This window comes from Dysgonomonas sp. HGC4 (assembly GCF_001261715.1).
In the GTDB taxonomy this organism is placed as follows: domain Bacteria; phylum Bacteroidota; class Bacteroidia; order Bacteroidales; family Dysgonomonadaceae; genus Dysgonomonas_A.
In genome coordinates, this window is the sequence record NZ_CVRU01000195.1 from 18541 (window position 1) to 41046 (window position 22506).

31 protein-coding genes are annotated in these 22506 nt (G+C 35.5%); 17 read left to right on the forward strand and 14 right to left on the reverse strand.

The annotated features are described in order from the left end of the window. Position 1: 1 nt before the first annotated feature. From HGC4_RS18015 to HGC4_RS18080, 14 genes are all read left to right on the forward strand, one after another. Positions 2-607: a DUF6046 domain-containing protein gene (locus HGC4_RS18015; RefSeq protein WP_050711530.1), complete on the forward strand. Its 606-nt coding sequence runs from the start codon at positions 2-4 to the stop codon at positions 605-607. 31 nt (positions 608-638) lie between these two features. Beyond that, positions 639-1655, forward strand: a complete 1017-nt coding sequence (locus HGC4_RS18020; RefSeq protein WP_050711531.1) for a hypothetical protein — start codon at positions 639-641, stop codon at positions 1653-1655. A gap of 88 nt (positions 1656-1743) precedes the next feature. Further along, on the forward strand, positions 1744-2292 hold the full coding sequence (locus HGC4_RS18025) for a hypothetical protein (RefSeq protein WP_050711532.1): 549 nt from the start codon (positions 1744-1746) through the stop codon (positions 2290-2292). After that, positions 2289-2609: a hypothetical protein gene (locus HGC4_RS18030; RefSeq protein WP_050711533.1), complete on the forward strand. Its 321-nt coding sequence runs from the start codon at positions 2289-2291 to the stop codon at positions 2607-2609. Before HGC4_RS18025 ends, HGC4_RS18030 begins: the two co-directional genes overlap by 4 nt. 2 nt (positions 2610-2611) lie before the next feature. Then, positions 2612-3079 (forward strand): phage holin family protein, encoded by a 468-nt coding sequence (locus HGC4_RS18035; protein WP_050711534.1) that lies wholly within the window; start codon positions 2612-2614, stop codon positions 3077-3079. A gap of 4 nt (positions 3080-3083) precedes the next feature. Beyond that, positions 3084-3677 carry a glycoside hydrolase family 108 protein gene (locus HGC4_RS18040; RefSeq protein ID WP_050711535.1) on the forward strand — a complete coding sequence of 198 codons (594 nt, stop codon included), beginning with the start codon at positions 3084-3086 and terminating at the stop codon, positions 3675-3677. After that, entirely contained in the window at positions 3659-4156 is a 498-nt protein-coding gene (locus HGC4_RS18045; RefSeq protein ID WP_050711536.1) for a hypothetical protein, read from the forward strand. The genes HGC4_RS18040 and HGC4_RS18045 overlap by 19 nt, the downstream gene beginning before the upstream one ends. Continuing rightward, positions 4138-4413, forward strand: a complete 276-nt coding sequence (locus tag HGC4_RS18050; RefSeq protein ID WP_050711537.1) for a hypothetical protein — start codon at positions 4138-4140, stop codon at positions 4411-4413. The genes HGC4_RS18045 and HGC4_RS18050 overlap by 19 nt, the downstream gene beginning before the upstream one ends. A gap of 3 nt (positions 4414-4416) precedes the next feature. After that, positions 4417-5280 carry a hypothetical protein gene (locus HGC4_RS18055; RefSeq protein ID WP_050711538.1) on the forward strand — a complete coding sequence of 288 codons (864 nt, stop codon included), beginning with the start codon at positions 4417-4419 and terminating at the stop codon, positions 5278-5280. Beyond that, positions 5277-5759: a hypothetical protein gene (locus tag HGC4_RS18060; RefSeq protein WP_050711539.1), complete on the forward strand. Its 483-nt coding sequence runs from the start codon at positions 5277-5279 to the stop codon at positions 5757-5759. Before HGC4_RS18055 ends, HGC4_RS18060 begins: the two co-directional genes overlap by 4 nt. Then, positions 5756-6445: a hypothetical protein gene (locus tag HGC4_RS18065; protein ID WP_050711540.1), complete on the forward strand. Its 690-nt coding sequence runs from the start codon at positions 5756-5758 to the stop codon at positions 6443-6445. The genes HGC4_RS18060 and HGC4_RS18065 overlap by 4 nt, the downstream gene beginning before the upstream one ends. Beyond that, positions 6445-9363 (forward strand): glycerophosphodiester phosphodiesterase family protein, encoded by a 2919-nt coding sequence (locus HGC4_RS18070; RefSeq protein ID WP_050711541.1) that lies wholly within the window; start codon positions 6445-6447, stop codon positions 9361-9363. The genes HGC4_RS18065 and HGC4_RS18070 overlap by 1 nt, the downstream gene beginning before the upstream one ends. A gap of 8 nt (positions 9364-9371) precedes the next feature. Next, positions 9372-9704: a hypothetical protein gene (locus HGC4_RS18075; protein WP_050711542.1), complete on the forward strand. Its 333-nt coding sequence runs from the start codon at positions 9372-9374 to the stop codon at positions 9702-9704. Positions 9705-9877: 173 nt separating this feature from the next. After that, the gene (locus tag HGC4_RS18080) at positions 9878-10729 is read left to right on the forward strand and encodes a DNA adenine methylase (protein ID WP_050711543.1); all 852 of its coding nucleotides are present in this window, start codon (positions 9878-9880) and stop codon (positions 10727-10729) included. 15 nt (positions 10730-10744) lie between these two features. Here the strand turns inward: HGC4_RS18080 and HGC4_RS18085 are convergent, their stop codons facing one another. The 13 genes from HGC4_RS18085 to HGC4_RS18140 form a co-directional block, all read right to left on the reverse strand. Beyond that, positions 10745-11263 carry a helix-turn-helix domain-containing protein gene (locus HGC4_RS18085; protein ID WP_050711544.1) on the reverse strand — a complete coding sequence of 173 codons (519 nt, stop codon included), beginning with the start codon at positions 11261-11263 and terminating at the stop codon, positions 10745-10747. Positions 11264-11534: 271 nt separating this feature from the next. Further along, positions 11535-11717, reverse strand: a complete 183-nt coding sequence (locus HGC4_RS18090; RefSeq protein WP_050711545.1) for a hypothetical protein — start codon at positions 11715-11717, stop codon at positions 11535-11537. Positions 11718-11723: 6 nt separating this feature from the next. Continuing rightward, positions 11724-12077 carry a hypothetical protein gene (locus HGC4_RS18095; RefSeq protein ID WP_050711546.1) on the reverse strand — a complete coding sequence of 118 codons (354 nt, stop codon included), beginning with the start codon at positions 12075-12077 and terminating at the stop codon, positions 11724-11726. An 11-nt stretch (positions 12078-12088) separates the two neighbouring features. After that, on the reverse strand, positions 12089-12367 hold the full coding sequence (locus tag HGC4_RS18100; protein WP_050711547.1) for a hypothetical protein: 279 nt from the start codon (positions 12365-12367) through the stop codon (positions 12089-12091). 4 nt (positions 12368-12371) lie between these two features. Then, positions 12372-12551: a hypothetical protein gene (locus HGC4_RS18105; RefSeq protein ID WP_050711548.1), complete on the reverse strand. Its 180-nt coding sequence runs from the start codon at positions 12549-12551 to the stop codon at positions 12372-12374. Beyond that, a complete protein-coding gene (locus HGC4_RS18110) occupies positions 12529-13212 on the reverse strand; it encodes a DUF3164 family protein (protein ID WP_050711566.1) in 684 nt (227 codons plus the stop codon). Before HGC4_RS18110 ends, HGC4_RS18105 begins: the two co-directional genes overlap by 23 nt. 4 nt (positions 13213-13216) lie before the next feature. Further along, entirely contained in the window at positions 13217-13453 is a 237-nt protein-coding gene (locus HGC4_RS18115; RefSeq protein ID WP_185099991.1) for a hypothetical protein, read from the reverse strand. A 78-nt stretch (positions 13454-13531) separates the two neighbouring features. After that, positions 13532-14002 carry a hypothetical protein gene (locus HGC4_RS18120; protein ID WP_050711550.1) on the reverse strand — a complete coding sequence of 157 codons (471 nt, stop codon included), beginning with the start codon at positions 14000-14002 and terminating at the stop codon, positions 13532-13534. Position 14003: 1 nt separating this feature from the next. Beyond that, complete coding sequence (locus tag HGC4_RS18125) at positions 14004-14918, reverse strand: AAA family ATPase (protein WP_050711551.1); 915 nt, start codon at positions 14916-14918, stop codon at positions 14004-14006. A 68-nt stretch (positions 14919-14986) separates the two neighbouring features. Then, on the reverse strand, positions 14987-16969 hold the full coding sequence (locus tag HGC4_RS18130; protein ID WP_050711552.1) for an integrase catalytic domain-containing protein: 1983 nt from the start codon (positions 16967-16969) through the stop codon (positions 14987-14989). Between the two features lie 50 nt (positions 16970-17019). Next, entirely contained in the window at positions 17020-17253 is a 234-nt protein-coding gene (locus HGC4_RS18135) for a hypothetical protein (protein WP_050711553.1), read from the reverse strand. Positions 17254-17264: 11 nt separating this feature from the next. Next, positions 17265-17411, reverse strand: coding sequence for a hypothetical protein (locus tag HGC4_RS18760; protein WP_157258389.1), 147 nt, complete (start codon positions 17409-17411; stop codon positions 17265-17267). Then, complete coding sequence (locus HGC4_RS18140; RefSeq protein ID WP_157258390.1) at positions 17408-17638, reverse strand: hypothetical protein; 231 nt, start codon at positions 17636-17638, stop codon at positions 17408-17410. Before HGC4_RS18140 ends, HGC4_RS18760 begins: the two co-directional genes overlap by 4 nt. A gap of 67 nt (positions 17639-17705) precedes the next feature. Between HGC4_RS18140 and HGC4_RS18145 the strand changes: the two genes are divergently transcribed. From HGC4_RS18145 to HGC4_RS18155, 3 genes are all read left to right on the forward strand, one after another. Further along, positions 17706-18449 carry a S24 family peptidase gene (locus tag HGC4_RS18145; RefSeq protein ID WP_050711555.1) on the forward strand — a complete coding sequence of 248 codons (744 nt, stop codon included), beginning with the start codon at positions 17706-17708 and terminating at the stop codon, positions 18447-18449. 1 nt (position 18450) lies between these two features. Beyond that, positions 18451-18846 carry a hypothetical protein gene (locus tag HGC4_RS18150; RefSeq protein WP_050711556.1) on the forward strand — a complete coding sequence of 132 codons (396 nt, stop codon included), beginning with the start codon at positions 18451-18453 and terminating at the stop codon, positions 18844-18846. A 202-nt stretch (positions 18847-19048) separates the two neighbouring features. Next, positions 19049-19726, forward strand: a complete 678-nt coding sequence (locus tag HGC4_RS18155; protein WP_185099992.1) for a response regulator transcription factor — start codon at positions 19049-19051, stop codon at positions 19724-19726. Positions 19727-19807: 81 nt separating this feature from the next. Here HGC4_RS18155 and ppc read toward each other — a convergent pair whose 3' ends face one another. Next, entirely contained in the window at positions 19808-22444 is a 2637-nt protein-coding gene (ppc, locus tag HGC4_RS18160) for a phosphoenolpyruvate carboxylase (RefSeq protein ID WP_050711558.1), read from the reverse strand. Positions 22445-22506: the final 62 nt, after the last annotated feature.

The following is a 22506-nucleotide window of genomic DNA, read 5'->3' on the forward strand; positions in this document are numbered from 1 at the left end:
TATGAATTTTGATTTCTCAGGCAGATACACAAACGCTTTTGGCTATGTAGCTACTAATGTAAGCAGTAAACTTGCTGAAGCAGGTTTTCAAACAGCTTTAGAGCGAAATGATAACAAGTATCAACAATCTGTATTTGTCAAAGATAAAAATATCAGCTTCGATGAAGTGCTTTTGTACAATGATTCTGAAGAATACCTATTTGCCTATCGTGTACTTGCTGAAGAATACAATCAGGTTTTTGCCACGCCTCCCATGTTTAGCCTTACCCGATCAAAAAAGCTGGTAACGACTCTTTTAAATGACAGCGATATTGAGGTAACTGAACGCTATTCAACAGAGCCGTGGCAAATCACTTGGAAAGGCTTACTTATCGACATGGAGAACCACCAGTTCCCAATTGATCGGATGGAAGCTATAAACGATATATTCGAAGTAAACAGTGTCTGGAAAGTATCTAGTGAGATACTTGCAGCACTCAAAATCAACTCAATTATTATACTGGATGTGAGTATAGAGTTTGTAGAAGGCTATGAAGATACAATAGCCTATACTTTTACAACACGTGCTACAAAATCAGCCGAATATCAACTTATAAACGAAAACTAAGGTTACACACCTTTTTATCAAATAACGGATTATGAAAAAAATACTATTAACATCGTGTGCTATGCTAATGTTCCTCAATATGTCTGCAAATGTGACGCTGGGAAATGTGTTGCTAAAGAATATCAACCAGTTTGAAATTGATGAGAATATTCTTGAAATGTCGAACACTGCAAAGATTACCATTCCACGCAATTATGGTAAACTGAAAGGAAAAGCAATACTTGAACAAATAAAAGCTGGTGATAAAGTAACGCTTGAGGCTGGTTATGACAATGTTTTCAATCGTGAGTTTACAGGCTATATCAGAGAAATAGAAAGTGATATACCTCTTATCATTCATTGCGATGACGAAACTTACCCACTCAGACAAACTAATTTTATCAAAAGCTATCAATCTGCAACACTCAAGCAAATACTTACTGATATTATACCGTCAACTATGACTTTTGAATGTCCTGATGTCAATATTGGCAAATATCAGATTGACAATGCCAGTGCCTTTGCCGTGATGCAAGATTTAATGAAAACATACGGTTTATACAGTCGCTTACAGGATGGAAAAATAAATGTAGGGTTAGCATACGATTTCGGAGATAAAACCACAACTCACATTTATACAATTAATTCACCTGCAGACCGACCTTTCACCACAAATGTAAAAAAGAACGATCTGAAATTTAAACGAAAAGAAGATTTTAAAGTACGTTACAAAGCTATTTCGAACAATCCAAATGGAAAGAAAACAACCGTTATAGTAGGAAATAAAGAGAAAGAAGCCTCAGAACGTACACTAAACTTTGCTGGTCCGCTTACTGAAAGCCAGCTACGTGAAAGGGCTTTAGCTGTAATGGCAAAAACGGTATACGATGGTTACACAGGTGATATTACAGGCTTTGGATTACCTCTCACACATGCTGGTGACTCGCTTGATATTCGGGATGCCTTAGAACCTGAGCGAGCTGGCAGGTATCTTATTGAGAAAGTGAATATAACATTTAATGACTCATCAGGCTATTCACGCAAAAACACACTAAGCTTTAAGGTGTGATTTAACGCATTATTTTGAAGCGAGTCGATAAAAGACACGCAAAGACTTTGTAAAGCGATTATAAACGATTTTAAAGATAGTTTAAAGTATGTCAGGACAGCTAGAGCAAGCTATATCATTAGCAATACAAGCACAATCACAAAGATCACAGATAAAAACAGTAAGCTGGGGTGTGGTTACAGAGGTAACAGAAACAACCTGTACTGTAGAACGTGACAACGCTCCAACATTGTACGGTGTTTTGCTCAATGCAATTGATGATGATCTGCAAAGCTATGTAACAGTATATCCTCTTTTGAATAGCAATGTACTGGTTGGCATAGTTGAGAATCTGAAAACAGAAGCTGTCATACTTAAATGCTCTGAGGTTGAAAAGATCAAAGTAAAGATAGGAACGCAAACATTATACATAGATAAGGAAGGTTTTATATTCAATGCTGGTGATAATAAAGGCTTAGTCAAAATTGTTGAATTGGTTGACTGGATGACAAAGCTACATACAGATATACAGACACTGAAACAACTCTTATTAACACACCCTGTAACGGGTAACGGCAATCCTCTTGCTTTGATCTTCAACCCTACTATCGAATCACCAACTATCGACATGTTCGAAAACAAAAAGATAACACAATGATTGGCATTTTGGTTGATGAAAACAATGAGCTTAAAATCACTGTAAAAAGAGATGCAAACGGTATGATAACACAAGGTTTGCAGCTTGATAATATTGATTTTCAGCGTTGCAAATTCATTATAGTAGCTCAGAAAGGCGAATTTAAACAAGTGCCTACGCTGGGGCTTGGTATAGATAACTATTTAAAGAAACCTATAACATCACACAGCAGGCAGCAATTTATCACAGAGCTAAAGTCTGAGCTATCCAGTGACGGTATAACAGCCCCTATCAGAGTCGATGGTAACGATATTTCAAAATTTGATATAGATATATAATTATGAAACAATATTTTATAGATAAGTGCATGCAGTACCTGCTTAGTATTTGTACAGGTCTTTTGCTGGCTGTTGAAACTTCACTGCTGTTTTTTATACCCTGCCTTGCTGCAACGGCTTTAGATGTGTGGTCTGCATACTGTCTGGGCAAAAGGGTACATATCAAATATCCTGAACGATCAGACGGTAAATTTAAAAGCGAATACAAGTTCAGGATAATGTATACCATGATTGTGGCTTTCATACTGATTATTCTGGCAAATTATGTGGATATGTATGTAATCAAAAATACAGATGCTGCAGTACGCTTTGTTTTAGCTGCTTTTTTCATCTATCAGGGTATATCCATACTTGAGAACTGGAGTTCTGAGAATGATGATAAGAGAGCGAAAGTTTTACAAAAAGTACTGGTTAACAAAGCTGAAAGACATTTTAATGTTGACCTGAGCGATTTAAAAAAGGAGGACTAACAAAATGGCGAAAGTTGAATTATTAGCCCCTTTTATCAAAAAATGGGAAGGCGGTTTTGTGAATGATCCGATTGACAGAGGCGGTGCAACTAACAAGGGTATAACACTTCGTACTTTTATTCATTACCGAAAACTAAAAGGATTACCGACTCCGTCCATTGAAGACCTAAAGAACATTTCAGATGAAGAATGGATGGATGTACTGAAAATAATATTCTGGGATTGTTGGCAGGCTGATAAGATCAGCAATCAATCAATAGCAAACATCTTGGTAGATTGGGTGTGGGCTTCAGGCGTTCATGGTATTAAAATACCTCAAACAATACTGGGTGTTAAAGCTGATGGAATTGTAGGTAAAAACACATTAGCAGCATTGAATGTCTTTCCTTCTGAGAAGTTATTTAATCTGATATTTCAAAGAAGAGCAGACTTTATAAACGGTATTGTTAACCGATCTGTTGAAGCTTATGAAAAGAAGATCGGACGCAAAGCAACCGAAAAAGAACTGCTTGCAAATACGCAAAAACGATTCTTAAACGGATGGTTAAACCGCTTAAACAGCATAAAATTTACAGAACAATGGGAAAAATATTCATAATAGGGCTTTGCTTTATCGGTCTGGTAGCTTGTAAGACTCAAGCCCCTACTTATACACCACCGATACAAATACCAGTTTTTACGAAAGAAAAGGTAACAGAACGCTTAGTTCCCTATGCTTTACCTGCAGACAGTACTATTATAACAGCCTTATTTGAGTGTGACAGCCTCAATAAGGTGAACATGAAAATGTTTGAAGAACTCAAAGCAAGAGGTCTGATCTCAAGCTTTTCTTTTGAAAACGGGATATTAAAGTTTCGTCTGATACAGCCCCCAGATACAATTTATATACAGGTAACAGACACTATAATAGAACGTGATAAACCGATCACCTATTACATACCATCACAGCCTCTTGTGGTCTATAAACAAACAGATAAGCAGGTTGTAGAAGGCTGGTTTGGTAAAATATTCATGTGTTTATTAGGGCTGGGGTCAATCATTGGAGTAATAGTATTTATATGGAAACGAAAGTTTTAGACGGTCAATCTACTATTGATATTGCAATACAAACAGGTGGCTCTGTAGAGTCGGTTTTTGATCTGGCTATAAAAAACGGCTTAAGTATAACCGACTCTCTAAGCCCTTCGCAGGTGCTTACAAACCCTGTAGTAACTAATGCTTTGGTGTTAGAATATTACAACATGAAAGGGCTTAGACCTGCAACAGATACAGATAGCGAAACAGAACAAGGCATTGAGTTTTGGTATATAGAACATGACTTTATAGTTAGTTAAATTATGGCACGTACAATAGCAGAAATAAAAGCAGATATAACAGGCAGGTTTACTGCACACCCTACTATCATCAATATGTATGGGCTTAATCCTGATCGAACATTCGAACAGCAATTTTCGCCTGTAAGCCTCGAAAGCATTTTGTTTTATATCGTTGCTGCATCTATGTGGACGCTTGAAGTTCTATTCGATAATCTTGTAACTGAGATAATACGAATAATAGACAACCTTAAGCCTCACACCGCACGATGGTACGCAAATAAAGCAAAGCTGTTTCAACTAGGTCACAACCTGATACCAGATACAGACCAGTACGATAATGCAGGCTTAACAACAGAAGAAATAGAAGCTTCACGGATTATTGCACACAGTGCAGTAGTCTCTTTTCAAAAGCGTTTGGTTCTTAAAGTTGCTAAAAATGCAGGTGACGACCTTGCACCTATTTCTCCTGTTGAATTGAATGCTTTCGAAGATTACGTCTTTCGTGTGAAAGATGCAGGAGTTCAAATTGAAATAATAAGTAAAGAAGCTGATAAGCTGAAATTGAGACTGCATGTACATTTCAATCCTTTAGTTCTCAATTCAAACGGTCAGCGTTTAGATGCTGCGAGCGATACACCTGTTGCCGATGCTATAAGGCTATTTCTTAAGAATCTACCTTTTAACGGTGTTTTTGTACCAGCCTTTCTGGTTGATGCTTTACAGCGTGTTGATGGTGTTGTTGTGCCTACTATTACGCTCGCAGAATATAGATATAACAATCAAACAGGTGATATAGGTATTATATATCAACCCTATGCAGGTTATATGCGTATAGCTGATGCTGATTTAGAAATTACTTACGAAGCACAGAGCGAAATATTATGAAGATATATAGCATTGATTATTCACGTCTCAGCAGGTTATTATTACCTACGTTCTTGAGAAAAGAGGTATTGATAATCATTCTTAATTCGATGTTAGGCGGTGTAAGAAGTATTTATTCTCGCTTCTTGCTTTTCAGAGACGAAAATCTTTATAGACTGTCAATCACACCGCAAATTTTCTCACTTGAGAGATTGCTGAATGACCGTTTTGACACCGATCAAAGGCGTATATATATTACAGATGGTGAGTTCTACAAAAGTAAGTACCTCTATAAGAGAAAGGAAAAACAACCCATTTTTATACGAACCAAAGCCGAAAATAAGCCGATTTACATTAATACATCGACTGAAACGGAGAGTAAAGGTGTAGATTTTATAGTATGTGTACCATCTACTTTAAGATATGATGATGCAGTATTTAAAGGGCTTTTAAATGCCTACAAATTAGTAAGTAAAACGTTTTATATAAACAAAATATGAGTAGTCACAAAAGATTCGATTTTACCAAGACGGGCGGTTTTCCTCTCGATCAGGATTCCCTTTCATGGATGCAACAATCATATACAGAAGCTTTACAAGCTGTTGCTAGTCTTATAGGTGACAGTGTAATAGTGTCGGGTTGCGTGATTGCAGGTAACACCATTAGCGATGGTTGGGTTGTTCTTAGTGGCGTGTTATACCCCTTTGTAGGCGGTGTTATAGGTGATATTAGCAATGAGACAATAACAGTCAAAGAAATGGCGACTTCATTGGAATTTGAAGATGCAAATTTCAAAGAAGTACAATTTCACAGATATTGCACATTTGGTACTTCAACAATACTATTTAATAGCCTAACGAGGCTTAAAACCATCAAAGAAATGTCAACACGTTTTCAGTCTATTTCTGATTCTGTTGAAGTACTGAATAAGCAGATCATTACGGGCAAAATTTATGTTGATTTACCCTTAGAGGGGGCTAAAGGTTTAAAAGTGTCGGTTGCAGCACCAGAAGGGGTTAATCCTCTTGAATATGTTGGTTTTTTAAACTTTGGTCTTATTGATAGGGTTACAAGTTGTTATTATTCACCTACACTAACCCTGATAGAGTTTTATATAGTTCGAGAGTCAACAAACTATGGTCAATCGGGTACGTTTGATTATGTACTCATTAAAAAACAACACTAATGGCAATTACAGAGAGACAAGCAATAAAAAACTGGTTCATTCGCAGTGCTATGCCTACACGTTTACAGTTTTGGGCGTGGTTAGATTCCTTTTGGCATAAGAACGATCAAATGCCAATTGATAACGTTGAGGGGCTTGTACAGATATTAGCAGAAATAAACTTAGCAATGAATAATGCTGCTAAATTTAAAGGCTATTTTACGTCTGCAAGTTCATTACAGGCAGCGCACCCAAGCCCACAAATAGGTGATACTGCATGGGTGGGTATTCCTTATCCTGGCGTGGTGTATAAATGTAATGTTGCAGGGGTATGGTTAGCTACAACTGATACACCACAAGCCCCCGTTATTAACTTGGCTGATTATGCGAAAATTACAGATGTAGCAAAAAAAGCTGATCTTATAAGAATAACCGATAATTTCAAAGTTGTATATTCTGAGACAGGGGAAATGCCTCAAATATCCGTATCCGATGAACTCAAAGAAGTTATACCCTTTTCATCAACAGGTGCAACAGTATCAAATGCAACGTTTTACTACCTAAACCAAGATAGTTTAAGAGGGCAGTTTATCAATCAAATACGGTTAAATGTGTCCGTTGCAGGTTTATTAACTATTATCATAGCCAAAGACATCAATACACCAACATTTGAACGTCTAAGAAGTTTAAATGTAATGGTTACGGGAATAGGTGAACAAATAATAAACATCCCGTCTATATTCTTATTGAAAAATGAATTTCTAGGAATTGGAGAAACATCCGATTCTTGTAAATTTCTTGTAAATACAACAACTTCTAACCCCGTAGCTGGAGGCTATTTTTATCAATTTGAAAATACAACAGGTGTTTATCCGAAACGAGATATAACAATAGGGGTATCGGTATTAGGTGCAACTACCGAAAACCCCTCGGATTTAATCGCTAGAACATCTGGAAACGATATAACTAATCAGTTAATAGCAAGCCTAGCACGAGCAACGATTAACACAACAACGGGTGCAATAGTATATACAGGGGCGTATCTAATAGCAGATAGATGTAAATTGAAAAAAAATACAACTTATACAGTTGTAGGTCATAACTATATAGTGACTGATATAAACCCTACTATCTATTTGTATAATTCAAAAACATCTGATGCAGCAAGTTTTAAGAAATTCAATAAAAAACAAGGCAAACCCTTTACATTCACAACGGATGATACTAATATATACTTAGCGATGTATATACAAGTATTACCCTTATATGATAGCTTAAATACAATTAGATTAATAGAAGGCAATACCTCAGTCGATCTAATCGACACAAGAAATAGAGCAATTAAAAGAAATATACTCAACGACATAACAGCCTCTAATAATTTAGTCTCAAAGTATGTTAATGTTAGAGCTTATGTAAATACACAAACGGGGTTCTTTTCATCATCTGGTAATGTATATAGATTAACACAACCTATATCCGTATTAGAAGGTGATATATTATCAATAACAGGCACGTTAAGAGGTGCAACAGGTGTTGTAGGATATGACGCAAGTATGAGGTATGTATCAGAAATTAATCCGACAACAGGTTTTCCAAAATCACAGATACTAGATGTACCTGTGTATAATGGAAGTACGGGTACAAGTACAGAATATCTGATAAACAATTATGAAGTGACTATACCAACAGGTATATTATTTATCCAAGTTTCAATGACAGGAACAAATGATATTTTAATCACTAAAAAAAGCAACCCAAACATTTTAGAAAATGTTGAAAGCAGTTCAATAGGTGAAAAAGTAGAAGAAATAGATAAGAATGTAAATAACATTATCTATCGAAGTGGTAACCCGCCACGCTCTCAAAAAACACACCAAATGTGTGGGCATAGAGGGTTACGTATCGGAGCAATACCCGAAAATTCATTGTCGGCAATTGCCTTTGCTGCAAAATGCGGTTTGCATAGTGTCGAGATAGATTGTTCAACAACTAGTGACGGGAATGTAATATTATTACATGATGATAATTTTGCGAGAGTGGCAACCTCCAACAATCCATTAATACCGACATTAACAAACTCATACACACTAACATTAGAAGAAATACAAAATACATTTACATACATTTCTACTAATGCAGCTTATAGGACTGTTATACCATCAATACGAGAGGTCGCAGATTTATGTTATGAACTAAATATTACACCTATTTTTCACATTCGCCTGTTGGGTTATTCGATGTATACAATTAAGAACTTCGTTGAAACCTGCAATTCGAGAATGGGATTATATAATTTCATTATAGCACCCGAACCACCTTTTGATGATGTGTTTAGATTCTTGTATTCAAATACTAGAATGCTAAAAGTTATGTACAATGCTAATCCGTCCGAATCAGAAGTACAAACGATGTTTGATAATAATTTAGGGTATGATTCAGCAGTACTTAGTTATATACCAGAATTGGTAAAGCGATTCAGACAACAAAGCTTAGATACATTTACTTATGATGTGACCAACAAAACAGTAACAAAATGTATTAAAGATAAGATTTCCTTTATTGCTGCCGATTATGTGATCTTAGATATACCACATAAGTACATGATCAATAAGTTTTCAAGTTCGAAAATATCCGATTTTACCAATACGGGAACTGTTGACGGTACATTAATAACTCTACCTGTCTCTACAAAATTGACTCTAAATAATGCCAATTTAGAACTCTTAGAGTATGGAGGAATTACCGTAAAACTTGAAGCAGTTGGAAAATTCACTATCTCAGGAAACTTTGCAGCCGAAGAAGAGAACACGAATAAGCAATTCGAACATTATCAATTCGGGAATATCTTCATAAATGCAAAACCAACTTTTGTATTAACCGCTGTCACTGAAGTTAAAATAAAATCGCTAGATATAGAAGTAGGAAACTTTAAGTAATTAATTATATGAAAGTTAAATACACTAAGCATTTCCCAATCAAAGGATATGCAGCTATTAATGTGTTCGGGTTCGTATTTGCACGGAATGAGTACAACCCGTTATCAGTCAAACTAACCACACACGAAGCTATACACACGCTTCAAATGAGAGAGTTGTTATATGTGTTCTTTTATGTATTATACGGCTTAGAATGGTTGGTAAGGCTAGCACAGTACCGCAACACGAAACAGGCTTACAGAAACATATCTTTCGAACGTGAAGCATACGACAAACAATCTGATAGCGAGTATTTAAAGCATCGAAAGATGTATAGTTTTATGAGGTATATAAGGGAGTAATAAGAAAGCCCCCATCTTTACACAGCTTGTTTCTCAGGCAAAGCTGTAATAACAAAGGTGCAGACACACCACGACAGAGGCTAAATGCCTTTGATCGGTGTGTCTGCACCTATTTTTTATTTACCTGAGACCACAAAGATAATATTTAAAAACAGTTTAAAACAGATTTAAAAATGAAAAAGAATTACACTACAGCTCCGTTACCGTTTCAAGGACAAAAGAGACGTTTCATTAATGCCTTTGGTTTAGCAATGACTGAGCTGAAAGCCAAACAAGAAGTAAAAATAATAGTCGATTTATTCGGGGGGTCAGGCTTGCTTTCGCATACTGCAAAGAAAATATTTCCTGAAGCAAAAGTTATATATAATGACTTTGATAATTATAGTTTACGCCTTAAGAATATTGCGAAAACAAACAAACTGCTTGCTGATCTGAGGCTTGTTTTAGGCGTTCACCCAAGAGAAAAGAAGATTCCAGCAGAAGTATGTAAAACAATGTTAGATCGTATTGAAATTGAAGATAATGCAGGGTTTGTAGATTACATTACACTATCCTCTTCGCTTCTTTTTTCATCTAAATATGTAACTGATCTGAAAGAGTTAAAATCAGAAACTCTATATAACAATATCAAAGCCTCTGATTATGATGTTAATTCAACTGAATATCTTGCAGGTTTAGATATTGTGAAGTGTGACTACAGGCAGTTATACAACCAATATAAAGATGTTTCGCATGTGCTGTTTCTGGTTGACCCACCTTACTTAAGTACAGATACAAAAACATATCAATCGGATAAATACTGGAAGCTCAGAGACTATTTAGATGTACTAAATGTTTTATGTGGTTCGAACTACTTCTTTTTTACATCAAATAAGAGTTCATTAATTGAGTTGTGTGAGTGGTTTGCTGATAACAGGGATATAGGTAATCCTTTCAAAAATTCAGTGCTGAACACGCAAAATATAACGCTTAATAAGTCTGCAGGATATACAGATATGATGCTCTATAAGTTTGTAAAGGTATAAAGCAAAAAGCCCCTATTATGGGGCTTTCTTTATTTCAGATGCAGACCAGTCTATATTGACTATTGCTTTTATCTTTTTCGTGCCTCTGCAGATCGGACACGTACTGTCTTTATCTTCAATATCGTTGTAACTGCCTACATGTATGTAGCCTAACCCGTTACAGCGAGGACAGTCAAAATGATCAAATATAAACTCTTCGTGTGCTTTGCCTTCAGCGTTAAATAAAGAAGGGCGTGTAAGCGTTATCGTGCTGTTTGCTATACTCATGCTTGATTGAATTAAATGTTTTGTTCTATTGTATATATCGGTAACATCAAAATCTTTTATCTCAAGTAGTCCTTTGATTCTACCAATTGAAGTGAGAACTGAAGAATGATATTTGTTATTTAATCTTGCTATTGCTGTGTATGAATATCCTGATTTGTATAAAATAAGCCAGTATATTTGTCGAGCATTTACAATCTCTTTAGTCCTTCTGTTACTCAGTATTTCAGATTCTGGAATACCTACTATTTTTGAAAATTCAGTTATCATTGTATTTTTGTTTTAGATTATTCTTGCTTGCCTCCCAAAACCATACTCATCACACAGGCGTTTTATTGCTGTAATCTCAATGCTTTCGGGGTATTGATGATTGTAAAAAATCGTACATGTACGTGTGTCTATATTTATCCCTTTCTGCTTTCTGACCCTGTATATAAGGCAATACATGATGTTTTTATTTTTCATATTGATGTCTTTAATAAAAAAATAAGGATTGTTTGTTCCTATGCTGGGAATCGAACCCAGCTTGAACCGTTTAGGATTATAGGTTATTGATTCCTTCTGAAATTATGTTAGTTAACATAGCTACAGCAGTTGCATTTTCGTTGACTTCTTCAGTAATAATATCTCGTGCTATCCATTGCCCATCAGATTTTGTTGCATGGACTACAGCAGATAAACCTTGATGATCTGATATTGTAATAACTATTCTCTGGTTATCCATAATTGTTTATATTTTAAATGTTTTATTCTTTCTTAAAAAGGCGTGTTCCATTGGCGAACAATCAACTTTAGACCTCTCGAATTGTCTCAAAACTCTGTCTATATCCATTATTGTGCGATCATTCATTTGAATAAACTTTATGTAATCGGTTTTTTGCCCTTGTAAGGATATAACCGCCCATGATGGTGAATAATGATGTAAGTCTACACTAATATCAAGATTAGAAAGTAAGTTACTTACTCGGTCAGCTTGTTCCTTTAAGGCTTTGCGTTCTTTTTCGCATTGTCTTATTTCAGATGCAATTTTGCCTAATTCATAACTGAAAACCCATTGAAAAAACTTCTTTAAATACTTTCTCATAATTGTTTTTTTTATAATCCGTTGTTACATAAGTAAATTATTTCATCAGCAAAGTCTATAAAAGTTTCTTCACACTCATAATTGATTGTTGGGTTGAAACTATATTCAGGTTTAGGGTCAATCACCTGAAACCCGTAATTTTCTAGCTGCTTTAGTCTCTGAGCCTCTTTAACTGGAAGATCATATTTATCAATCTTAATAGTCTTTTTGATAGAGTTTATATCATATCCACGAGAACGAAAGAAACGTACTAAAGCATATTGATACTGTTTAAATCTGTCTGCAGCCATAGTTTTAGATATTATTTAGAGTGATAAATCTTTGAAATTCTTCTTCTAGTTCCTCACAATCGTATACAGGTTCTGTGCTTTCTCCTATGCGTATATACCAGCCATCATAGCCATATCGTTCATAAACATTATCATCTGTATCAACTCTTAGAAAAGATACATTAGTGACTTTTTCTATTTTCATAGTTAGGACATGTTTTTTCTATTGCACTCATTGATAGTGGTAAGCTTTGTTCTTCACCGTTTTCGTCCTTATAACGAACCTCTATAAACATACAAGAGGGTGACGGTCTGTAAGCCTCTTTAATAAGTGTGATACCGTCCATAAAATCAGCATTGTTTGATTTGATAGCCATTTGTTCAAGCTCCAACACTTTAGACGCTTTTAGATTTCCTTTTTTATCGGGTTTTAGCAGGCGTATAACACCCTCTACAAGCGTTGCACTGTTATCATCCTTTGCCAATGTTCTCAAGTAGTCCTGTACTTTGCAAACCCCTATTTCAACTTCATCAGCCCAGCCTTCATTGACACGATTACCCAGCTTGATAGAAATTGAACCATCTTGAGTGGTGAAGGTGTTGGATGATCTGTCTGATTTGGTCTTGAAAAGATCATCTTTCATCTGAATAAGACCGTCACAGTTGTTAAACACAGTCTTTTTAGCCTCAAGCATTAAGCCAGATATCCTTTTGAGTAATTCAAATTGAACTCTGATAGTCTCATCTTTGATTTCTTTGTAGGTTATCTTATCTTCTTTGATCTTAAGAGCCTTTTCTTTTTCGGCTTTCTGAGCTTTAAACTCTTTAAATTCTGCTAGTTCAGCAGGTGATAATACATTTTCCATACGATTAAATATTATTAAATTCATCTTCTATTTCTTGTAGTTCCGATGCAGGGTTACGCTCATTCAACATGTTGTTAAATTGTACATAACTGCATAACACAATAGGTTTTATATGTAAGTCAAATACTCTTTTTCGAATACTTGTTTCATTCTCATGCTTTGCCAAAAGTTCTTGTACCAGTACGCATTTACGTAAATAAGCACGCCTGCGACCTAACTGCATTTTTCTCATCTTACTCATAATCTATTGTGTATTTTTTTGTGAGTGTGACAGGAATCGAACCTGTAAACGTTACCGTCAAACACACACCCTGTCACCTTAATTTGCTTGTGCTAACCTTATCAATTTTTCACGCTCAAGCTTATCTTTTGCTAGTATTGCTTCGAGTTTTGGTATAAGTAAGTCCATTTCATCAGTTGACATTTCACCCAGCGTTTTACCTGCTATTTTCGGGTTTCTCATAAACTTGTTTACAGCCTGCCAATCAGTAGTATTAATGCCAGCCTTTTGCAATCTTAAAAGAATAGCTGATCTACGTTTTTTAAGCTCTCTATCGGCTATGTAGGCTTTCTTTTCAACCCTTTCTACCTGCAGTGTCATTTCTGATACAGTCTGCTCCATTCCTTTAATCATTTGTGCATAACCCCTAGGGTTTTTCTCTAAAAATTCAGGTAATGAGGTTGTAAGCATATTACTGTATTGCCATACCAGTGCATCCTTTTCAGCACCTTTCATTTGATTAAGCAAGCCGTAAAAACGACCGTGTATATTTTGTGATTTTGTTGACATATTAATTATGATTTAAGCGTTCACGTTGAATAACTCTTTTTAAGCGTCTTTTGTCTTTAATTACAAGAATCTTACTACCATCTGAAAGGATACGTTCAATAGGCTCACAGGCTTTAAAAACCTCCTTTTGCAGTGTATCATCGGTGATACCGTTAACAGCACATATTTTGCGAGTATCAGCAAGTGTTGCACCAACGGTTTTAATGTATTTGCGACCAAAACGGCTGTCTACTTCATCAAACCCCGTTTTATTAAGTCTTACACCTTTTTTGATCTGATGTTCAAGATTTTCAGTACCCAGTGCTACAAGCCCTGTCATACCTTCAAGCTCATTAAATAAATGTATGATCATACATGTAGCTGCAGGTTTCAAAGAATTTGCCTGATCAATGATTAAAAGAGGCTTTTTGTCTGCCATTCCTTTAATAGTATCAGTTATAGTTTCAATAAACTCAGTAGAATATCCGTAACCTTTAGGTATTGTTGCACCAACTTCTACAGCTATTTTTTCAAGAAATTTACGTGCACCCCATTCTTTACAGTTTATTTTAAATACAGCCTCCTTTTTATGCCAGTTAAGGTATATATCCGAGGGTGCAGTTTTACCGCAGCCAGCGTTATCTGAAACCCCAATGAACATACTTTCATTCTTAGCATCGCTCAGCACCTCGGTAATGATTCTAAAGTCTGTAGTTTCAGTTGCAATGTTCCACCCACTATTGTCAAAACTATAATCAAGTGCCAAAGCAATTTTTAAATACACATCATCACCTTCAGCCAAATAAGTACCACCACGAAGCTGTGAAATAGCTGCTTCTGAAATACTGCACTTTTTTGCTACTGCACGGTAAGAACCAAGTCTTGTTTTTTCATCTTCAATTAGTTGAAGAATTTCTTTTTTTTGTACATTTGTCATATTCATTGAGTTTTAAAGGCTCTTTAAAGTCGGTTCAAAAGTGGCTTTATTGAGCTTTTTTGTTTATATTAATATTGATTTCTGGCTGTTATTACTACATCTTCATTATCCCATTCATTTAGGAGAAAAGCAGATTCTGCAGCTTCGTATGCTGGCTTTTTCATAATACCGCCTTGCATAATGGCAACTTCACCGTAATTATCTTGTTGATCAGGCAATTCAATAGCTTTTATTGCAGCTATCTTAGTTTTTCTGTCAGCTTCTACTTTGTTAGCAATAGATTTAATCTTACCCACTGCACGCAAATCTTTATTCGGTCCGAAACGTTGTGCAGGTTTTATTTCTGAGAATGTGCCTAGATAAGTATCACCGTCAAACAGATGCACCTTACTTAAATCTTCATAATCGAAGCAATTAGTAAGCTTCACGCCAGTGTATTTTTCAATCAGATCACAATCATCAATACCATAGTAAAAAGTTGCACCTTCGATCTGTGTAGTAATCATATAGTTTGATATTTGCACACCTTTATTAAGTCCAAACATGAAGCACCACGCATAATCAGGAATACGATATACATTTGGTTTCTCGCATTCTTCATGCAATTGAAGCGGTGACTGATCTATGTTTTTGAATTTATTTGAATACTCAGAAAATGGAGTATTTATATAGCTTGTTAAAATCTTGTTAGTTTCGTTACAAGCTTTGTCATAATTAAAGTCGTTTTTGCTAGCCCATTGTCGCATGCTTGCAACATATTCTTTGCTTCTGTGTGCGTATCTGCGAGTAGATTTAATACCCTCACCATAATACAGTTCGCTATCCATCATAAACACGTCTTGTAACGTACCCCACCAACGCTCTATATTTGCTTTTCCTTCAGCTTTGTGGGTAACAGTCATTACAGTACCAGCCATTCTGAACTGTGTTTCAATAAATTTCCATTCAGAAGTGTTGTGTCCAGGAAAGCGGTCATAAATAAACTCATAAGGCAAATAGCCAGCATTACGCACAGCGTTTGCCAAAGCGTTTGTTACAGCCGTTGCACTCTCATCATAGCAATATTCCCAACCCATCACCATACCGCTCATAACATCACGTACAGCAATGATGTACAAGAACTTTTGTCCTGTAACCTTTTTGCCTTCTTTGTTGTAATAAGTTGCTTTATGATCTATGATATTAACACGAGTACCATCAATTTGCCAGCAGTCACCAGCAAATAAAGCTGATTGAGTAGGTGTATAGACTCTATATTTATGATTGTGACGGTTGTTTGCACCGTATCTTTGCTGTGTAATGTATTGCGTTTCAGGTAGTGCTAAAAAGTCACTAACCCAACGTTTAGAAGGAAAATCACTAATTTGCGACTGTAAACACATTCTGCGTGTTTGTCTGAAAATATATGCTGCAGAATAATTCTTTTGAGACTCAATAAGACCGAATAACCAACCTTTAATAATGTCGTTATTAGCGAACTTAGCACGGTTTGCATTGCCTTTATTCTTTTCGAAAATAAGGTCAGTTATAGCTTTACCTTCAGCATATTCTTTGATCTTGTCACGCAGGTTTCGCCATGTTTTAGGCAGGTGTTTAATTTCTTGCAGTTCAACTTCTTTTGCCAACTTTTCAAAGAAGGCTGATTTTGAAAAAGAAATACCATTTAATGATATATAGATGCTTGCATCATTGATTATAGCTGCAGCAATAGTTAACTCATCAGAACTGAATTTAGATTGAAATTTCTTATATGAACTGATTTTTGCAGCTTGGATGATTGATGTAATATCATCGTTTGTTTCCCTTGCACTATCTATTAGTGCTGCAAGTGGTAAAAGTTTAGTTTGTATAGCAATAGGTAAGTAATTGTAAGCGAAATAATCTTTGTTCAAAATCTTCTCATATTTCCATGATACAGATTTGGAAGTATTAAATCTACTTTTAGCTACTCGCAAATAGTTATAACCAACATCAGCATGCTTTAATATATAATCTTGGGATAAATATATCTCTGAATTATAATTTATTATGTCGCCTGAGTTTACTTGCATTTTTTTTGTATAATGTTCCCTTGCAAGGAGTCGAACCTTGCAATAAACCGTTAAGGGATTAGAGTTTCTTTTGATTTTCTTACAACTGTATTATCATTGTCATCTATTAAATGACAGTTCGGGCAATAGTGCTTTTCATCGTGTTCAATCCAACCTGTGTTACTCTCTAAAGCTGCATCTTTAGCTTCTTCTTTCTTAGTGTGTAATGTCCAGCCGTTAAAGTCCTCATAAATCGTTTCACAGCCATCACAGGATATACCATACATTATTTCTTTGATATACATAATAGTGAGTATTAATAGTTATTGTTATCTGTATCTTGTAGTTTGCAAATCTCTGCAGACTGTGCATCTTCTTCAGCTTCACGCTTCCCTTCGAGACTTGATAATGCTAATGTCAATACGATAATGATTGTTAGGTAGATTTTGTCTTTAGTTTTCATAAGCTTTGTTCTTCAAATTGTAGTTGTGTTTTGTAGAATTTCTTAGCAATCTCAATTACTTCTTCATTTGCAGTTCTATTGCCATTTAGCATAGATCGAACTGTAGCAGGTGAGTATGAAGTTTCACCACGTTCTAAGCGTAACTTGTTAACTAATTTAGAAATACGCACAGCATCACCATGCTGTTTAATATTTTCAATGCTGTTAAGAAACTTTGCTGCATCCATATTTTTTATAACTTTGTTTCGATATTGATACAAATATAGGCGAGATAATTTGTCTAAACAAATAAACATGCAAGAAAATTCGTCCATTAAGCGAAATATTTTGCAATTCCTCGATTTTAAAGGGATTTCAAAGTACCAATTTTATAAAAATACTGGTATAACGAGAGGTGTGTTAGACTCTGACGGTGGTATGAGTGAAGATAATACAGCGAGATTTATCGCTTATTATCCAGAAGTAAGTATTGAATGGCTTATAACTGGCAAAGGTGATATGTTGAAAAATGAACCTAAAGAGTATACTCAGAAAGAAGAGATAATTAATACTTTAGCAGAGTCTGAATCAAATATCAAAAAATATAATTTCAAATCTGATTATTTCAATATTAACAATCAACTGATACCACTATATGAAATAGAGGCTGTTGCAGGATTAAATACGTTATTTAGCAATCAGATAGATCAATCACCGATAGATTATATTTCAGTACCAAATGCACCTAAATGTGATGGGGCTTTGTTTGTTAGAGGTGATAGTATGTATCCTATTATGAAATCAGGCGATATTGTTTGTTATAAGCAGATTAAAGACACTCAAAACAATATACGATTTGGTGAAATATACCTGCTTTATATAGATGATGGTGATGATGAATATTTGACTATAAAATATGTACAATTGTCTGATCGTGGTAAGGATTATGTAAAGCTTGTAAGCCAAAATCAATATCACGCACCCAAAGATGAACACATCTCACACATCAAAGGATTAGCCATCATTAAACTATCTATTCGTTATAACACAATCTCTTAAAATGAAGAATAAAAAAGGCGGTTTAATAGCAATTATAGCTGTATTTGTGGTTTTAATGGTATTAGGTTCAATCCTAAGAATAACAGATGAAGATAAGAAAGTGACAGACTATGCTGATCTATCATCAGCAGCTCAAGTCTTTGCCGAAAAGATTCTAGTGAAACAGTTAAAGCACCCAGATGGTTGGGAATATGAGTATAATAAAGTAATAAGGGAAGATAGTGCTAAATATTCTTTTCAGGCTGTTATACTAGCTCAAAATAGCTTTGGTGTTCGTTCTCGCTTATCGTACCTACTCCAACTTCAATATGTAGGAACTAAAGATCACTCAAGAAGTTTGAAAGAATACTCAAAGGCTTCAAACTGGAAAATACTTCGCAACGACCTCTCAGAATGATAACAAAAATGTACGCATTGAATTGCTAGATGATAACAATAAATGCGTACATTGAATTGCAAAATGATAACATTTTTTGCGATTAAAAATGCTTATATTGAATTGCCGATTAATAATTATTAATTTATTTGAGTAAGTTAAACTTTACTATCTTTGTGAAACAGATTAATTTTTTTTAAGCACATTTTACAAACTTATGTCTATGGCAAATATACTATTAGTAGAAGACGATGAGAATCTAGCTTTTATGCTATCAGAGAATCTGGAAGTTGAAGGATTTGATGTACAACATGTGAAGAAAGGCGAATATGTAATGGAGACAATTGACGAGCAACCTATCGATCTTATATTGATGGATGTCGATTTAGCTGGAGAAATGAATGGGTTTGATGTCGCGGAAAGAGTCAGACTATCAAATTCGTCTTTGCCTATCATATTTACCACAGGCAAAACACACTTTAAAGATATTGAACGTGGATTGAAATTAAGACATGTTGATTATCAAAAGAAACCTTATGGAACAAAAGAGTTGTTGGCTCGAATAAATAATCTTTTAAATAGAGTGAGCGAATCGGGGTCAAAGAAGTTTGTCTTCTCTGGTTTTTCATTTAGCCCGATTGATCAAGTTATTGAATATGATGGTCAGGAACTGAGAGTCGCAAAAACTGAAGCGGCATTTTTACGTCTTCTTTGCGAAAATGTAAATGGAGTTGTTACCAAAGAAAGTATTGTCTGGTTGTTATGGGGTGAGCAAGATGTATATCAAAAAGAACATTCTCTAAATAATTTGACTCATAAGATCAGAAAATATCTTGAAGGGAATCCTTATGTAGAATTAGTTACAATATCGAAAGTAGGTTATAAACTTATGGAAAGATAATATCGTATATATATGTATAAAGAAAGAGGAATATAATTTAAATTATATTCCTCTTTTCATTTTATGATACCATAAATGAGATCAACCAGTATTTCTCATTCCAGCTGCAATTCCTGAAATTGTAACCATGAGCGCCTGCTCTAATTCATCTGGGTGTACTTCATTGCTTCTTACTCGTTGTAATAATTCAACTTGAAGAAGGTTCAGCGGTACTGTGTAAATATTCCTCATAGCTATATTGCTTGCTATAAGAGGTAAATTTTCCATCAGAGATTTATCATGAGCAATGTTCAAGATCGTATTAGTATCTTTTGCTAATTGCTCGCGTAACTCAGTACCTAAGTATTGTATGTTTTTATCTACTAATCGCTGATCGTAGTAGGCTGCAATACGACTATCAGCTTTTGCATATACCATTTCAAGCATACTTATACGAGTATTAAAGAAAGGCCAATCCTGATACATTGTTTCCAATATATTCATTTTGCCTTCATCAATAATCTGTTGTAAGGCTTGTCCTGCTCCTAACCATGCAGGAAGCATAAGTCTGTTTTGTGACCAACCGAAAATCCAAGGTATAGCACGTAGGCTTTCTACGCCACCTGTCGATTTACGTTTAGCAGGACGTGAACCTAATGGAAGTTTTGCCAATTCAGCTTCGGGTGTTGCTTGATAGAAATAGGGAATGAAATTATCATTGTTTCTAACAAGGTCTTGATATATTTTGCATGAAATATTAGATAGCTCATCCATCGTTTGTCTCCACTCTTCTTTTGGTGCAGGTGGAGGTAATATATTTGCTTCTAATATTGCATCTACATACAGTGACAATGTTGTGATCGCTAAATCAGGTAAACCTAGTTTAAAACGGATCATTTCGCCTTGTTCAGTAACGCGAAGTCCTCCTTTTAGAGAACCTGGAGGTTGAGAGAATAAGGCTACTTTAGCAGGACCTCCCCCTCTACCGATTGTTCCCCCTCTACCATGAAACAAAGTAAGTGTTACTCCGGCATCATTACAGGTTTTAAGTAAAGCTTCTTGTGCGCTGTATTGTGCCCATCCTGCTGCTAATGCTCCAGCATCCTTGGCTGAATCGGAATATCCGATCATTACCATTTGCTTATTTCCGATAATGCCTCTGTACCAGCCGATGTTTAGCAATTGTTGCATAACATCAGAGGCATTGTTAAGGTCATTAAGAGTTTCGAATAATGGAGCTACCGGTAATGTGTAAGGACAACCTGTGTCTTTAAGTAACAAATGTACAGCCAAAACATCGGAAGGAGTACGAGCCATTGAGATAACATAGACGGGGATTACCCCTTGAGGAGTCTCTGCAATTACTCTAAATGTATCTATTACCTCTTTAGTTTCTGCACTAGGCTGCCATTGTTGGGGTATTAGCGGTCTTTTTGAAGAAAGTTCTTTTATTAAAAACGTTTGCTTCTCTGTTTCAGACCAAGCTGCATAGTCTCCCAAACCTAAGTAAAGAGTTAATTCGGATAATGCTTCGGTATGTCTGGTACTTTCTTGACGTATATCTATTTTTACTAATGTAACTCCAAAACATTTTATACGACGAAGTGTATCCAAAAGTTTGTCATCAGCAATACTTTCCATGCCGCAGGCAATCAGAGAGTCGTAGCATTTGATGAGTGGTTCCCATAATTGTTCGTTATGGAAAATAATGTCATCAGTTATTGTTGTATGCTTTCCTTCGATCGTTTCATCAAGAAAGATAATTGTCTTCTTTAGTTTTGATCGGAGTTTCTTCATCAAAGCTCTGTATGGTTCTTGTACTTCGGCATCGCCCAGATAGTCTCTGAATTCAGCCGTACAATTAAACATTGACAATTCTTTAACCAGTACTTCTATATCTTTTAAGAATAGGGTAGCTGCACGTTTACGGCTTTGAAGTAATACATCTTTTGTGACTACTGCTGTAACATTAGGATTACCATCGCGGTCGCCACCCATCCAGGATGTAAAATGTATGGGACGAGCATCAACTGGAATTTTATATCCGATAGAGGCTTCCAACTGTTTATTGAATTCTTTCAGGAAAGAGGGCACGGCAGACCAAAGGCTGCTTTCGATAACATCGTAACCCCATTTAGCTTCTTCGTTAGGCGTTGGTCTGTCTTTTCTTATTTCAGCAGTAAACCAATACTGAATAATAAGCTGTTTTAGACGACTCATTATATGTTCTTGCTTGTAGCTTACAATATCATCGTGGTCTAATTGCTGAAGACAATCGCTTACTTCGTTAAGATTGTTAATCAAAGAACGGCGATTTATTTCAGTTGGATGAGCAGTAAGAACCAAGTCTATTGATATTTCATCAATTGCTTTTCTTATCTCTTCATCATTTGCACCTTTACCTTTTAAGGTCTCATAAATACGAGCAAAGTTTACAGGATTTTCTTTTCCCATTGCATGTTGCGATATTGTATCGTATTGCTCTGCAGTATTTGTAAGGTTTAAAAACTGATTGAATGCTTGTGCTACAGGTAAAAAATCTTTATCAGGCAGATTTTGAAGAGTTTCTACCAACTTATCATGTGCTTGTTTATCACCATTGTGTGAAGCTTTGGATAATTGGCGAATTGTTTCAACGCGTTCATAGGTGCCTTCACCCAGTGCTCCCTTGATGGTTTCACCAAGTAATTTTCCGAGCATTGCTATGTTGTCGTTCATCAAAGAATTTGATTGACTCATAGTTTCTTGTTTTATGTTATTTATTCAATATATCTCCTTTGTAGAAAGAAATTAATCAAAAT

Coding starts and splice junctions, on each gene's coding strand:
- HGC4_RS18015 (WP_050711530.1), top strand. CDS start 2: ATGAATTTTGATTTCTCAGGCAGATACACAAACGCTTTTGGCTATGTA.
- HGC4_RS18020 (WP_050711531.1), top strand. CDS start 639: ATGAAAAAAATACTATTAACATCGTGTGCTATGCTAATGTTCCTCAAT.
- HGC4_RS18025 (WP_050711532.1), top strand. CDS start 1,744: ATGTCAGGACAGCTAGAGCAAGCTATATCATTAGCAATACAAGCACAA.
- HGC4_RS18030 (WP_050711533.1), top strand. CDS start 2,289: ATGATTGGCATTTTGGTTGATGAAAACAATGAGCTTAAAATCACTGTA.
- HGC4_RS18035 (WP_050711534.1), top strand. CDS start 2,612: ATGAAACAATATTTTATAGATAAGTGCATGCAGTACCTGCTTAGTATT.
- HGC4_RS18040 (WP_050711535.1), top strand. CDS start 3,084: ATGGCGAAAGTTGAATTATTAGCCCCTTTTATCAAAAAATGGGAAGGC.
- HGC4_RS18045 (WP_050711536.1), top strand. CDS start 3,659: ATGGGAAAAATATTCATAATAGGGCTTTGCTTTATCGGTCTGGTAGCT.
- HGC4_RS18050 (WP_050711537.1), top strand. CDS start 4,138: ATGGAAACGAAAGTTTTAGACGGTCAATCTACTATTGATATTGCAATA.
- HGC4_RS18055 (WP_050711538.1), top strand. CDS start 4,417: ATGGCACGTACAATAGCAGAAATAAAAGCAGATATAACAGGCAGGTTT.
- HGC4_RS18060 (WP_050711539.1), top strand. CDS start 5,277: ATGAAGATATATAGCATTGATTATTCACGTCTCAGCAGGTTATTATTA.
- HGC4_RS18065 (WP_050711540.1), top strand. CDS start 5,756: ATGAGTAGTCACAAAAGATTCGATTTTACCAAGACGGGCGGTTTTCCT.
- HGC4_RS18070 (WP_050711541.1), top strand. CDS start 6,445: ATGGCAATTACAGAGAGACAAGCAATAAAAAACTGGTTCATTCGCAGT.
- HGC4_RS18075 (WP_050711542.1), top strand. CDS start 9,372: ATGAAAGTTAAATACACTAAGCATTTCCCAATCAAAGGATATGCAGCT.
- HGC4_RS18080 (WP_050711543.1), top strand. CDS start 9,878: ATGAAAAAGAATTACACTACAGCTCCGTTACCGTTTCAAGGACAAAAG.
- HGC4_RS18085 (WP_050711544.1), bottom strand. CDS start 11,263: ATGATAACTGAATTTTCAAAAATAGTAGGTATTCCAGAATCTGAAATA.
- HGC4_RS18090 (WP_050711545.1), bottom strand. CDS start 11,717: ATGGATAACCAGAGAATAGTTATTACAATATCAGATCATCAAGGTTTA.
- HGC4_RS18095 (WP_050711546.1), bottom strand. CDS start 12,077: ATGAGAAAGTATTTAAAGAAGTTTTTTCAATGGGTTTTCAGTTATGAA.
- HGC4_RS18100 (WP_050711547.1), bottom strand. CDS start 12,367: ATGGCTGCAGACAGATTTAAACAGTATCAATATGCTTTAGTACGTTTC.
- HGC4_RS18105 (WP_050711548.1), bottom strand. CDS start 12,551: ATGAAAATAGAAAAAGTCACTAATGTATCTTTTCTAAGAGTTGATACA.
- HGC4_RS18110 (WP_050711566.1), bottom strand. CDS start 13,212: ATGGAAAATGTATTATCACCTGCTGAACTAGCAGAATTTAAAGAGTTT.
- HGC4_RS18115 (WP_185099991.1), bottom strand. CDS start 13,453: ATGAGTAAGATGAGAAAAATGCAGTTAGGTCGCAGGCGTGCTTATTTA.
- HGC4_RS18120 (WP_050711550.1), bottom strand. CDS start 14,002: ATGTCAACAAAATCACAAAATATACACGGTCGTTTTTACGGCTTGCTT.
- HGC4_RS18125 (WP_050711551.1), bottom strand. CDS start 14,918: ATGACAAATGTACAAAAAAAAGAAATTCTTCAACTAATTGAAGATGAA.
- HGC4_RS18130 (WP_050711552.1), bottom strand. CDS start 16,969: ATGCAAGTAAACTCAGGCGACATAATAAATTATAATTCAGAGATATAT.
- HGC4_RS18135 (WP_050711553.1), bottom strand. CDS start 17,253: ATGTATATCAAAGAAATAATGTATGGTATATCCTGTGATGGCTGTGAA.
- HGC4_RS18760 (WP_157258389.1), bottom strand. CDS start 17,411: ATGAAAACTAAAGACAAAATCTACCTAACAATCATTATCGTATTGACA.
- HGC4_RS18140 (WP_157258390.1), bottom strand. CDS start 17,638: ATGGATGCAGCAAAGTTTCTTAACAGCATTGAAAATATTAAACAGCAT.
- HGC4_RS18145 (WP_050711555.1), top strand. CDS start 17,706: ATGCAAGAAAATTCGTCCATTAAGCGAAATATTTTGCAATTCCTCGAT.
- HGC4_RS18150 (WP_050711556.1), top strand. CDS start 18,451: ATGAAGAATAAAAAAGGCGGTTTAATAGCAATTATAGCTGTATTTGTG.
- HGC4_RS18155 (WP_185099992.1), top strand. CDS start 19,049: ATGGCAAATATACTATTAGTAGAAGACGATGAGAATCTAGCTTTTATG.
- ppc (WP_050711558.1), bottom strand. CDS start 22,444: ATGAGTCAATCAAATTCTTTGATGAACGACAACATAGCAATGCTCGGA.